This is a genomic window from Colwellia sp., from assembly GCF_013215345.1.
GTDB lineage: Bacteria > Pseudomonadota > Gammaproteobacteria > Enterobacterales > Alteromonadaceae > Colwellia.
On sequence record NZ_JABSOV010000103.1, the window covers coordinates 1 to 13531 of the forward strand.

General features: G+C 39.3%; 9 protein-coding genes and 1 riboswitch. Of the genes, 4 read left to right on the forward strand and 5 right to left on the reverse strand.

All coding sequences use genetic code 11. The annotated features are described in order from the left end of the window. Positions 1-4399: glutamate synthase large subunit (gene gltB, locus HRT50_RS14140; protein ID WP_291615572.1), on the reverse strand; the 4399-nt coding region annotated here is incomplete at its 3' end. 450 nt (positions 4400-4849) lie between these two features. Beyond that, positions 4850-5776 (reverse strand): GTP cyclohydrolase FolE2, encoded by a 927-nt coding sequence (gene folE2, locus HRT50_RS14145; RefSeq protein WP_291615573.1) that lies wholly within the window; start codon positions 5774-5776, stop codon positions 4850-4852. 249 nt (positions 5777-6025) lie between these two features. Between folE2 and HRT50_RS14150 the strand changes: the two genes are divergently transcribed. Then, on the forward strand, positions 6026-6382 hold the full coding sequence (locus HRT50_RS14150) for an Hpt domain-containing protein (RefSeq protein WP_291615575.1): 357 nt from the start codon (positions 6026-6028) through the stop codon (positions 6380-6382). 277 nt (positions 6383-6659) lie between these two features. Here HRT50_RS14150 and arcA read toward each other — a convergent pair whose 3' ends face one another. The 3 genes from arcA to HRT50_RS14165 form a co-directional block, all read right to left on the reverse strand. Further along, positions 6660-7361 carry a two-component system response regulator ArcA gene (gene arcA, locus HRT50_RS14155; RefSeq protein WP_291615577.1) on the reverse strand — a complete coding sequence of 234 codons (702 nt, stop codon included), beginning with the start codon at positions 7359-7361 and terminating at the stop codon, positions 6660-6662. Positions 7362-7516: 155 nt separating this feature from the next. Beyond that, positions 7517-9151 (reverse strand): sensor histidine kinase, encoded by a 1635-nt coding sequence (locus HRT50_RS14160; protein WP_291615579.1) that lies wholly within the window; start codon positions 9149-9151, stop codon positions 7517-7519. 23 nt (positions 9152-9174) lie between these two features. Next, on the reverse strand, positions 9175-10239 hold the full coding sequence (locus HRT50_RS14165) for a methyltransferase (RefSeq protein ID WP_291615581.1): 1065 nt from the start codon (positions 10237-10239) through the stop codon (positions 9175-9177). A gap of 167 nt (positions 10240-10406) precedes the next feature. Beyond that, positions 10407-10658, forward strand: a riboswitch (Lysine riboswitch). 172 nt (positions 10659-10830) lie between these two features. On the opposite strand from HRT50_RS14165, the gene HRT50_RS14170 reads away from it, so the two are divergent. From HRT50_RS14170 to HRT50_RS14180, 3 genes are all read left to right on the forward strand, one after another. Beyond that, positions 10831-11580, forward strand: a complete 750-nt coding sequence (locus tag HRT50_RS14170; protein ID WP_291615583.1) for a 2,3,4,5-tetrahydropyridine-2,6-dicarboxylate N-succinyltransferase — start codon at positions 10831-10833, stop codon at positions 11578-11580. 176 nt (positions 11581-11756) lie between these two features. Further along, the gene (locus HRT50_RS14175) at positions 11757-13004 is read left to right on the forward strand and encodes a PLP-dependent decarboxylase (RefSeq protein WP_291615585.1); all 1248 of its coding nucleotides are present in this window, start codon (positions 11757-11759) and stop codon (positions 13002-13004) included. A gap of 24 nt (positions 13005-13028) precedes the next feature. Then, positions 13029-13531, forward strand: a 503-nt coding sequence (locus HRT50_RS14180; protein WP_291615587.1) for a succinylglutamate desuccinylase/aspartoacylase family protein, incomplete at its 3' end; no start/stop codon positions are given.

Genomic DNA, 13531 nt, shown 5'->3' on the forward strand with positions numbered 1-13531 from the left:
CATCGGTAGCACTGGGTTTAATTAATTTAAATAATGGCGAGAATTTATCAAAGTTTTGTAAAATTTCTTGCGCGCGTAAGCTGCCAGTTTCGTTAAAATGTTTATCGATAATGCCACGTAAATGTTCTTGATGAATGGCTAAGTCGCCCATCCCTAACATTTCAATGGATTCTTTATTCAAACGAATATCTAAATCACCAGTTTCATCTAAGACATAAGCAAAACCACCGGTCATGCCTGCGCCAAAGTTAACACCAACATCGCCAATAATCGTGACAATACCACCAGTCATGTATTCACATGCGTGATCACCGGTGCCTTCAATAACGGCAAGACAACCTGAGTTACGCACCGCAAAACGTTCTCCTGCACGTCCTGCAGCGTATAATTTTCCGCCCGTTGCTCCGTATAAACAAGTATTACCCATAATAGGAGTTTGATGGCTTAAATAATCAACACCGACAGGTGCTTTGATAGTTAATTGACCACCAGCCATGCCTTTACCTACATAATCGTTGGCATCACCAGTTAAGATCATGTTTAATCCACCAGCATTCCAAACACCAAAACTTTGTCCGGCAGTGCCAGATAAATGTAAGGTGATAGGCGCAGGTGCCATGCCTTGATCGCCATGTTGGCGAGCAATTTCGCCGGAAAGCATTGCACCGACAGAACGATCGGTATTTTGAATGTTAAATCTATATTCGCCACCTTTACTGTGAGCCACCGCATCACTTGCAGCACTCAAGATTTTCTTATTCAACTCACCTTCATCAAAAGCGGTGTTTTCTTCAGTTTTATATAATGCAGTGTTGTCACCCGCAATAACTGGCGCGATAATAGGTGATAAATCAAGCTTTTGTTGCTTAGCACTAACGCCTTCAATTTGTGATAATAAATCAACACGACCAATCAACGCCGTTAAACTTTCAACGCCTAAACGCGCTAATATTTCACGGACATCACGAGCAATAAATTTAAAATAATTCATTACTTGCTCAGGCATACCTTTAAAGAATTCGTCTCGCAGTACTTGCTCTTGTGTGGCAACACCGGTAGCACAGTTATTTAAGTGACAAATCCGCAAGAATTTACACCCTAAAGCCACCATAGGTGCGGTACCAAAACCAAAGCTTTCAGCGCCTAAAATAGCGGCTTTAACAATGTCGGTACCTGTCTTTAAACCGCCATCAACCTGTAAACGTACTTTATGACGTAAACCATTGGTCACTAAGGCTTGTTGCGCTTCAGCTAGACCTAGCTCCCATGGACAACCGGCATATTTAACCGAGGTCAATGGACTAGCAGCGGTGCCACCGTCATAACCCGATATGGTAATAAAGTCAGCGTAAGCTTTAGCAACACCGGCAGCAATAGTACCAACGCCTGGGCCGGAGACTAATTTAACTGAAATAACCGCTTTTGGATTTACTTGTTTTAAATCAAAAATTAGCTGTGCTAAATCTTCAATAGAATAAATGTCGTGATGTGGCGGCGGTGATATTAAAGTCACTCCTGGTACTGAATAGCGTAATTTTGCAATTAACGGTGATACTTTATCACCAGGTAATTGGCCACCTTCACCGGGTTTTGCTCCTTGCGCGACTTTAATTTGCAATACATCAGCATTCACTAAGTAATGTGGCGTAACACCAAAACGACCGGAAGCAATTTGTTTGATACGAGAGTTTTTTACGGTACCAAAACGGCGTTCATCTTCACCGCCTTCACCTGAGTTTGAACTACCGCCTAAACGATTCATGGCGATGGCTAGCGCTTCATGTGCTTCTGGGCTCAATGCACCAATTGACATAGCCGCGCTATCGAAGCGTTTAAACATTTCACTTTCTGGTTCGACTTGCTCAAGCGGTATGGGCGTACAATCATCTTTGAGTTTCAGTAAATCACGAAGAGTAGCAATAGGGCGTTGATCTACTTCATCAGCAAATTTTCGGTAGTCGCTATAATTACCGGTATTTACTGCGCGTTGTAAATGGTTAACGACGTCGGGATTGTATGAATGATACTCACCATCGTGCACATATTTTAATAAACCACCATGAGACATTTTTTTATGAGCTAAAAATGCGTTACGCGCTAAATTAATACCGTCTTGCTCGATATCGCTAAAGTCAGCGCCTTTAATACGGCTAGGTAAGTCGCTAAAACACAACTGCATAATGTTATCGTTAAGGCCGATGATTTCGAATAAACCGGCACAGCGATAACTGGCAATAGTGGAAATACCCATTTTAGAGAGTATTTTCAATAGGCCTTTGTTAATCCCTTCTCGGTAGCTAACAATAGCGTCACGGGCAGTCATTTCTATTTGCCCTTGTGTGACTAACTGCTCGATAGTTTCAAAGGCTAAATACGGATAAATTGCCGTTGCGCCTAAACCTAATAATACTGCATATTGATGAGAGTCTCGTACTGAACCCGTCTCAACAATAATGTTGGAGTCACAACGTAATTGCTCATCCACTAAACGTTTTTGCACAGCGCCAACAATCATAGCGGCGGGGATCACTAATAAATCAGGCGCAATATTTCTATCTGAGAATACTAAAATAACGGTGTTTTTATTACGTACCAAATCAACGGCTTGATCACAAAGACGAATAATTGCTGCTTCTAAACCTTCTGTACGTTCATAATGCAATGACAAAGTATCAGAGCGATAATGTTCTGGATCTAATTCACGTAACTGTTTTAACCCGGTATACATAAGTACCGGGGTAGAAAATAGAATCCGATCGGCATGGCCTGAGGTTTCGTTAAAAACATTATGCTCACGACCAATACAGGTGCCGAGTGACATAACATAACGCTCACGCAAAGGATCAATTGGCGGGTTAGTTACTTGGGCAAACTGCTGACGAAAATAGTCATATAAGGTGCGGCTTTTACTTGATAGCACCGCCATCGGGGTATCGTCACCCATTGAGCCGGTAGCTTCTTGACCATTTTCCGCTAATGTTCTGATCACTTGCTGAATTTCTTCATAACTGTAATTAAACATTTTGTGATACTGAGCCATTTCTTTATCAGTAAATGCGCGGGTACCAATTAAATTTGCTTCCAGTTCATCAAACGGTACTAAGCGACGGATGTTTTTATCTAACCACTCACGATATGGATGACGCTCTTTTAAGTCATTATCAATATCGGCTGAATGAAAAATTTTACCGGTATAGGTATCAATGGCGAGCATTTCACCGGGGCCGACACGACCTTTTTCTACCACTTCATCTTCGCTGTAATCCCAAATACCGACTTCTGAGGCAAGGGTAATAAAACCATTACGAGTAATAACGTAACGGGCAGGGCGCAAACCGTTTCTATCTAGGTTACAGGCAACATGACGACCATTGGTCATTACTACGCCTGCAGGGCCATCCCATGGTTCCATGTGCATAGAGTTAAATTCATAAAAAGCACGTAAGTCATCGTCCATTAACGGACTATTTTGCCATGCGGGTGGCATTAATAAACGCATAGCACGGTATAAATCCATACCACCGGCTAAAAATAGCTCAAGCATATTATCTAATGACGATGAGTCTGAGCCGGTTTGGCCGACAAAAGGTGCTGCATCATGTAAATCAGGTAATAACGGCGATTTAAAGCGGTATGTACGCGCACGTGCCCATTGGCGATTACCATTGATGGTATTAATCTCACCATTATGTGCCAGATAGCGGAAAGGTTGTGCTAAATGCCATTCTGGTGAAGTATTGGTAGAAAAGCGCTGATGGAAAACACAGATAGCGCTTTGCATGCGAATATCAGCTAGATCTAAATAAAAATTTGCCAAATCTTTTGGCATCATTAGACCTTTATAAATAGTGACCAAGCAAGACAAACTCGCCACATAAAACTTTTCGTCGGTAATACGTTTTTCAGCACGACGACGTGCCATATATAAGCGACGTTCTAAGTCGCGATTACGCCAACCTGGAGGCGCATCAACAAATATTTGTTCAATATTGGGTAAGTTGCCTTGGGCTATTTCCCCTAGTACAGAGCTATCGACCGGTACTGTTCGCCAGCCAACTAAAGTTAAACTCTCATTGGCTAACTCTTCTTCTAATACTTTTTTACAGAGTGCAGCTTCAATCGGATCAGTACTGAGGAAAATCATGCCTACAGCATATTTTTTACCTAGCTTCCAGTTATTGTCTGCGGCTACGGCGCGAAAGAAGCTATCTGGTTTTTGTAATAATAAGCCACAGCCGTCACCTGTTTTACCATCACTGGCGATACCACCACGATGTTGCATACGATCTAAAGCGGAAATAGCGGTCTTAATTAGTTTGTGACTGGTTTCACCGTGTTGATGGGCAATTAAACCAAAACCACAGTTGTCTTTTTGGACGCTATGATCATAAAGCTGCATGTTTTTCTCCTAATAATAAGCCAACTTACTCACAGGACAGACAAAGAAGAATAAAGACATGGAAAAAATGCATAAATACTCCTCTTATTAAGTAAGTGGACATTCAACATTACTCAGTTATAGGGCAAACGTCAATTAAAATAGAGCTTTTGCTCGTAATTAATTTACATGTTTTTACTATTTTGTAATCGAATAATGAAATCAAGTATTTGTATCTAATTGTTTAATAAGGCTATGTTGTTTTGTTGATGTGTTTAGTCTTTCATATAGTGAAATTTTATGAAATAAAATTACATTGTGGTGGGCTTTATAGTGTGTGGTTATATTCAATATTTATGCAGTTTATGGTCTGTTTTGTTGTTAACGCAAAAATAGCAGTAATAAAAACAAAAAAAGCCAATAGTGATATCACTATTGGCTTTTAGCATGTTGAAAGGGGTTGGTTATAGCCTAAGGCTGATAGCCGCCCTCGATGCCCTTGGTAGTGATACTTACAGCGTCGTGAGCATGCAGTGACTCTAGGTGATTGATGCGTAACCAGAAGTCATCGAAACTATCTATTTGATTGATACTGTATTGTAAGCGACGTGCGGCGTCTTCACAAAACATTAGGTTTTGGCCATTAAGACGAGCAAACTCTTGTTCATCTTCGCGCTTAACTGCTGCTTGTACTGGTGTTTTCAATGAGTTTTCAATAAGGTCAACTAACTCAGTAATAGGGAAATCATTAACACTTGAGTTAAGCTTCACCTTTACTTCCGCAACTGAGCGTTGTGAATGTGGTGTGGCGACAATACCGTCAGTGCTGCCAAGCCAATCATGAACATCGGTTAAGGCAAATTCACTTTGTTGAGCAAACTTATCGTGGAAGGCTTTTTGTATTAATTGACGAGCTAAGGCAGCAGAGCAAGGACAAGTTGATGAATAGGGGACATCAACGGTTAACTCTATTGTGAGTTTACCTTTATTTAAGTAACCAGTAAGTGTTACTGGATAGGCTTTCCAGCCTTCTTTGCCGCTAATCAATGACTTTCTGCGTAAGTGATATTCAAAGTTAAATTGCACTTTAGCTTGATCACTTAACTCTTGATGACTACTAATAAAGCCATCAAGTAAGCTGACTAAGCTTTGATAATTAAGCACATTACTGGTAGATAACTCATCGATAAGTAAGTAAAGGCGAGACATATGTATACCTTTAGCTTGTGCGTCTTTTAAATTGACGAAGGCATCTATATGAGCTGAGACCATACGCTCGCCTTGGTCTTTTGAAGCGACCATAATAGGCATTTCAATGTTACTCATGCCGACCCAGTCAAGTGTACCTTCGGTTTGAGCTGTTGTATGGTTGGCGATATCTGGCATTGATGTCGTCATTTCGACTCCACTTTAAAACGATAGTTATTAACTAAACTCCGAGGGTATTTTTGAAATAAATACGAAGAGTAGATCTAAGGGCGCATATTCTAGCTTATTTTTTAATGGTAATCATTATTGTTGTTGCTCTCTAGCTAAAAAACAGCCAGGACTGATGCCTTTTCTTCTATTTTTCAATAAGTTTGTTTGAGTTATATTACTGCGTTAATATAGGGCTACTCGTTATTATTTGCCCCAAAAGGTGTGTCTGTGGAAACTGAGCAATCAAGTCATTACTTAGATATAGAGTTACTTCAAGGCTATTTAGACAGCTTGGGTAAACCTATTGTTGAACAGATGTTTGCTTTATATTGTCAGCAGGTAGAGATTTATCTTAATGATATTGAAAGTGCGCAAGTGCATAATTCACTTGTTGGTTGGCAAGAGCATTGTCACAAAATGAAAGGTGCAGCAGCCAGTGTTGGTATGTACAAATTACATGGCCAGTTAAAATTATTAGAGCACACCGATGAGTCACAGCAACAAAAATTTGTTTTATTAACCGAGTTAAAGTTGGCAAATGAACAAGCAATGCTTGCTTTCAAAGATTGGTTGGCAAGTCATTAGTAATACCAACTCCATTAAATTATTGCCCACTTGTGCTGGTTAAAATACTCCAAGGCAGCGTTACTCTCAATCCCAATAGCCAGCTATTGGTCAATCGAGCGCCTTGCTTTGATTTGTTTTTACTGCGCACAACAAGATCATAAACTTAATGGAATTGGTATAATAGAGAAATTACAGAGAGGGTTGCAATTCAGCAGCCCTTTTCTTAATTATTGAAATGATGGCTGCTTACATAATTTTACTTAACTTAACTTAACTTAATTTAGTTAAACGGCTCTTAATCTAGTGCACCGACAAAACGATAACCTTCACCATGAATGGTGTTAATAAGCTCAGGAGTACTTTTATTCATTTCAAAGTGTTTACGCAAGCGTCTTATGGTGACATCAACCGTACGGTCATTGGAGCGTAAATCTCTACCGGTCATTTCTTTAATGAGTTGTTGGCGAGTAATAATTTTACCAGCATTTTTTATAAGTAAGCTTAATGCTCGGTATTCACCGCGAGGAATAGCAATAACCTCACCGTCTGGGCTAGTCATTTGTCTGGAATTACCATCCAAAGTCCACTGATTGAAACTAACCACGCTTTGCACCGTTTCCGTATTTGATTGACCAATGCGACTTAAAATATTTCGCGCTCTGATAGTCAATTCACGAGGATTGAATGGTTTAGTTAAATAATCATCAGCACCAATTTCTAAACCAAGTATTTTATCAATATCGCTATCTCGACCCGTTAGGAAAATCAAACCTAAGTCTTTATTGGCGGTTAATTCTCGTGCTAATAACAAGCCATTTTTTCCAGGTAAATTAATATCCATAATGACTAGGTTGATGGTATTTAGTTTCAGCTGCTCAGCCATACTATCGCCATCAACAGCTTCGAAAACAATGTAACCTTCAGCTTCAAATAAATTGCGTAAGTTAAAGCGGGTGACATCTTCATCTTCTACAACTAAGATTTGATAAGTTTGCATAGTGGAATTTACCTAATATTTTAAATGGCTATTGTGATTATTATTTTTTAATGGGTAGAACTGGTGTAATCTGATTACATATATTTAACTATTTACATTTATTTAACTATTTTAGTCAAGTGAAAATGAAAAAACAATTTTTAAAGGCTTTTATTTCATTCACTTGCTGCCAACTCCACGGGAAAGGTGATATCAAAACTCACGCCCCGCTCTTCTTCTTCCTCAAGAGTAATATGACCATCTAGTGCCTGAGTTACTAGGTTATATACTAAATGCATACCTAGTCCACTGCCACCACTACCACGCTTGGTAGTGGTAAATGGGTCGAAAATTTTGGCTTTTATTGATTCATCAATACCATTACCATCATCACGATAATTAATATGTAATTGATCGCTTAAGTTCATAATGTTGATGGTAATTGTACCATTATCAAGGCCATCAAAAGCATGAAAAATTGAATTAAGGATTAAGTTTATTAATATTTGATTGATGGGACCTGGTTTACTGGTGATGTATAACTCTTCAGGGCAGTTTACTTTGACATTAACATTAGCTGATTCGATTTTTGCTGATATTGTCAATAATACTTCGTCAACTAGGCCACTGACATTAAATGTTCTACTCTCTGCACTTGATTGATCTACTGCAACTTTTTTAAAGCTTGATATTAGCTTAGCGGCACGCTCTAAATTTCGGAATATAATAGCAACATTTTCATCACTATCAGTTAGGAATTTCTTTAGTTGGCTAGATTTTAGTGTTTGATTATCAAAGGCCATTTTGATTTCACTTAGTTTATCTGCCAATAAACTCGAAGCAGTAACACCTAAACCTATTGGTGTGTTTACTTCATGAGCAATACCGGCAACCATATCACCAAGGGAAGCCATTTTTTCTGTTTCAACTAATTGATCTTGGAATTCGTGTAATTTCTCTAATGTTGATAATAACTCTTGATTTGACTCTTTTAATGCGTCTGTTCTGGCACTGAGTCTGTTTTCCAGCGCTTGATTTTTGGACTCTACATGTTCTTGCTCTTCGACAAAGTTACTCACATGTTTGTCGGTGCGCAATAATAATACGTTGATACTTTTAGTTAAAATATCAAGCTCCTTATAGGGCTGCCTCGTTAATTGAGTCTGATAATTTCTACTTTGAGATATTTTACTTATATCATCAATGAGCTTGACCATGGGTTGAGTGGTTGTTCTAAAAAGCCATTGGGAAACGGCAAAGGCAAGCATCAAGGTTAAAACTAAGAAGGCCAAAGTCATATAAGTTAATTTTCTAATAAAGCTCTGTTTTTCAAGGAGGCTTGATTGGATAAATAAGTAGCCTAAAGTCTGCTGCCCTTGGCTAATTTTAACGATGAGCTCTAGGTGATTATTTTGGTATTGAATGGTACTCAATTGTGATATCTGGTCGATTTTATTACTAATTGCTGGAAACCTATGGTTTTTATTATAGCTAGTGAAATACTCAACACTGCCATCTTCATTTAATCGATAGACATGAATATGGTTAATAATTGGCGTGGTGATTAATTCTTTAAGTTCTTCTTTTAGTTTTACTTGGCTAACGTCATTGTCACTTTCTAGAAATCGGCTACTATTCTTAGCTAATATATTTGCCCAAGCACGTGTTTCACTGGCAATGGTTTCATCACCCTCTTTATCAACCATATTAATTATGCTTATCGCAGCAATAAGTACAGTAATGGAACTTAACGCCATAATACTTCGTACTAAGCGACTATGCAGTGACATCTTTTGAGTTGCTTTTGCCATGGTAACCAATTAATTAACTTCTATTACTTTGATGATAGCTGAGCTTGGTAAATAGTAAACCCTTTGCCTTTTGCTATAACACGGGTATTGCCTATATGTGCTTGCATGATGGGTTGATATCGTAAAAAACTATTGGCAACTATGGTTATGCTGCCCTGCTTGTTAAGTTGCTTGTTTATTCCAGCTAAAAAGTCTTCGCTGGCTTCATAGTGCGTTTTGACACCTTGATGAAAAGGAGGATTCGAAACAACGTGTTGATACTTTTCGCTAACATCAGATAAGCTATTGGAAGGGAACACCTGACCCGATAAGCCGTTTAAAGCTAAACTCTCTTGTGCTGAAGTCAACGCTAAGGCGCTTACATCAAGTAGATACAATTTAGTGTCGATATGTTTCTTGCCGATGAAGCAGCTAATAACGCCTGCCCCGCAGCCAAAATCAAGAACTTTCCCTGACATTTTGTCGGGTAAATTACTCAATAATAAAGCCGTACCGGTATCAAGTTTTTGTTGGCTGAATACGCCAGGTAGTGAGGCGATTGTTAGTTCAACTCCTTCAACAGTGATCTGATATTTTTTAAACCAATCTTGTAAGTTAAAGACGACAGATAATTTTTCTGGCTGAAACAAGCCGGCAAAAAGCAGACAGTGACGTGCAGCATCGACTTTCTGACAACAACTCAGTAGGTCTTTGGTTAATTTAGGCGCGGACTGAATGCCACCTTTTTTCTCGCCAACCAGTAATATCTTTGTGGTTTCATTTATGCAATGAGCAATCATAGCTAGGGTGAAAGTTAATTCAGCCTTACTTTTAGGGAAAGCTATTATAACAAGGTCATGACAAGTCTTTGTTTGATAAGTACTGGCGAACGTTGCATGAATACCTTGTCTCTTTGCTCCGTCATTTTTTTTGGTAATTGCCTGATAATCGATATAATTAGTATTAAAGCAATGAATACTCTCTGGCTTATTTAGTGCAATAAGTGCATCAATAAAGCCATCCTCAGGTAAGTTAATCAATAATGGTGCTTCAGCAATAAGTAATTCACTATTACGTAATAAAACTTGGCTAGGATTCGACAAAGACATAGGGCAATAAACAGAGAAAGAATAAAGGTTATATTCTACGGTAAATTAGTATAAGGGAATAGGGATATTTACTGGAAGTTAATTGTACCAAGGTAAAAAAAATGCTTAAATAGCAAATGTCCCTAATTCCTATTTAGTGGTTAATCAACTAACCGCTAAATATTAATAGGGCCAGAAGAGGAGCGTTAACCAGGTAATTACCGTTGTTTTGTTTGTATGGTGTTTTTTAATACAGTCAAAAACAGAGATCAAACTCTGTAGAGGGTAATGAGGGGGATTAACGCCGAGATAGATGGCTATTTGATTGGCTGTTTATCGGTTGTTTACTTTATACCTTATAGAGTAGTGGGCTGAATCCCAACAACTGTCACTTTGAATAATAGCCATATTGGTTGTTTAAGTGGGGAGCTTCTGGCCTGTTGCATATTAGCCTAAATGCCAGCCCCGCTGTTGTTATGCTCTTCTTTGTAATCGCCCAGTCCTCCGCACTATGTATTTAGTTTATTAATCCGGCATATTTACGCCTGTTTTGATAATGCTGGTACTCAATATTTTTCTATAGACTTTTTTATCAGATAAGCGGAGTAATAAATGAACTGGCAAGATGTATTAGCACAGTTAGAATCAGGTAGTTTACGAGCGGCAAACCAAGATGAAGCCGGTAACTGGCATGCCAACATTGAAGTGAAACAAGGTATTTTAGCGGCTTTTAAAGCTGGAAAAAACGTTGCCTTTGATGATAATTACCAAGGCTTTGTTGATAAACACAACTTACCTGCTCGTCAGTTTTCACCAGAAGACGGTGTTCGATTAGTACCTGGTGGCTCATCAGTGCGTGCTGGCGCCTATGTTGCTGAAGGCGTTATTATTATGCCACCTGCTTACATCAATGTTGGTGCCTTTGTCGATACTGGTACTATGATTGATAGCCATGCTTTAATTGGCTCATGTGCGCAAATAGGAAAAAATGTACACGTGTCAGCTGCCGTACAAATTGGCGGAGTATTAGAGCCAATAGGGGCTAGCCCGGTAATTATTGAAGACGATGCTTTTTTAAGTGCGGGTGTTGTTGTTGTTGAGGGTATTGTTGTTAAAAAAGGTGCGGTATTAGCACCGGGCGTATCTCTGTCTAAGTCAGTGCCTGTTTATGATTGCGTAAACCAAGTTATGCGTGAAAAGGGTGCTGAAATTCCTGAGCGTGCTGTGGTTGTACCTGGTACTCGTCCTGTTAAAGGTGAGTGGGCACAAGCGCAAGGTTTAAGCATGGCTTGTGCACTTATAGTAAAATACCGCGATGAGAAAAGCGATGCTTCCCTAGAGTTAGAATCTATTTTACGTTAATTATTCACCTTGTCGCTGTAAGGTCCAAACTAGGCATCAAAAGTACTCATTGATATTCATCAACTCCGTGCTTTTTCTTTTAGTTTGAGCCTTACAACTTAAAGCTGAATAATTAATATCTGATTTTACCCCTGATATAAATTCCTAACGTCTTAACACCTAAAAGAACATTTATCATGACGACACCCACTTGGTTTGACACCACTATTGAAAACGCGCTAATCAACCATAAATCGCCTGGCGATGAACATGGTTATTTTGTCTATCAACTTGAGGTGCTCAAAGCGCATTTGGCTAGCTTGCAGCAACAAGATGTTATTAAATTATGGTTTGCTGTTAAAGCTAATCCGCTATCCAAAATTATTCAAACCTTAGATGGTGCTGGCTTTGATTTTGATGTCGCTAGTGCGGGTGAGTTAACGCAAGTATTAGCGCAGGGAATAGATCCAAGCAGAGTGTTAAATACTGGTCCAGCTAAATCAAAGAAACAAATAAGTTCTTTTGTAAAGCAGGGAGTACGGACCTTTGTCGTTGAGAGTATAAATCAACTGAACTGGTTACATGAAGTCGTGCTGGAGCAAGAGTTGTCATCAGCTGAGACTGACATGCCAAAAGTGCTACTTAGAGTACAGCTGCAATGGCATGAGGGTGAGAAAAACCCTTTGGGTGGCAATAGCTTAACGCCTTTTGGTCTATCAGTGTCTGAGTGGCAGAATATTCATGTAGATAATTATCCAGCCTTGGATCTTTGTGGTTTACATATTTTCCAATGGGGAAATATGCTCAGTAATGAAAAAATGTTTTCATTATGGTCGCAGATGATACCGCCGTTAACTGAGTTAGCGACCAGCATTGGCATGAAGCTAAAAGTGCTAGATTTAGGTGGTGGTTTAGGTATTGATTATTTAGGCGCAGGGCAAACTTTGTCTTGGCCGCAAGTTATTGAAGATTTAGCCATCATCAAAGAAAAAGCTGGCGTAGAGGAATTGTGGCTGGAATTAGGGCGTTTTGCTGTTGCTGAGTGTGGCTATTATGTTGTGCCAGTAGTAGATAGAAAAATGAATTATGACCAAGAGCAGTTGGTGCTAGCTGCAGGCATCAATCATTTACTACGCCCTGCGATCACCGAGCAACCTTTCCCTGTACAAATACTACGCGAAGGTTTTACAAGTGAGAATGCCACTATGCAGGCTTTTGCTCTTCATGGTCCCTTATGTACTAGCATGGATAAACTCGGGCATTTTGATTTACCTAGCGATATTGCTGTTGGTGAGCAGTTAGTCTTTGGTTATTGCGGCGCTTATGGCTTTACTGAAAGTATGCCATTTTTCTTATGTCATGAATTAGCTGCCGAGTACGTTTATCAAAATGGCAGTCTTATTCAAGTGAGAGCTGCTCAGCCAGCTTCATCATATTTGGCATAGTTACGGAATAGTTAAGGAAAGATGATGAATAAATTTACCAAAGAAGTTATGTCAGTGGGCGAAATGGCCAGTGGTGCTATACTCACTGTGCCGGTATATGCCTTTAAAGTTGAAAAAAACACTGGTGCCAACACTGGTCCCAATGTTTATATACAGGCAAATATGCATGGTGCGGAAGTACAAGGTAACGCGGTAATTTTCCAATTACTTGAACTACTACAGCACTGTAAATTACAAGGTAATATTACTTTAGTGCCTTATGCAAATCCCGTTGCTTGTAATCACAAAAATGGAGAGTATACCTTAGGGCGTTTTGATCCTATCACTGGGGTAAACTGGAATCGTATGTACCACTTTGATGAAAATGTGATTGAGCCTTTCGCGCAACAATATTTAGATGCCAGCGAAGACGATATAAAGGCTAAATTTCAACAATTATTACTTGATGAAGTTGAGAGCAAGTTAGAACAGAATACCTGGGGGCTCACTACGGGGCAACGCATTGCCTATCAATTGCAGCGTCTTGC

Bases quoted from the DNA above. Each gene is read 5' to 3' on its own strand.
- folE2 (WP_291615573.1), bottom strand. From the start codon at position 5,776: ATGACGACATCAATGCCAGATATCGCCAACCATACAACAGCTCAAACC.
- arcA (WP_291615577.1), bottom strand. From the start codon at position 7,361: ATGCAAACTTATCAAATCTTAGTTGTAGAAGATGAAGATGTCACCCGC.
- HRT50_RS14160 (WP_291615579.1), bottom strand. From the start codon at position 9,151: ATGGCAAAAGCAACTCAAAAGATGTCACTGCATAGTCGCTTAGTACGA.
- HRT50_RS14165 (WP_291615581.1), bottom strand. From the start codon at position 10,239: ATGTCTTTGTCGAATCCTAGCCAAGTTTTATTACGTAATAGTGAATTA.
- HRT50_RS14170 (WP_291615583.1), top strand. From the start codon at position 10,831: ATGAACTGGCAAGATGTATTAGCACAGTTAGAATCAGGTAGTTTACGA.
- HRT50_RS14175 (WP_291615585.1), top strand. From the start codon at position 11,757: ATGACGACACCCACTTGGTTTGACACCACTATTGAAAACGCGCTAATC.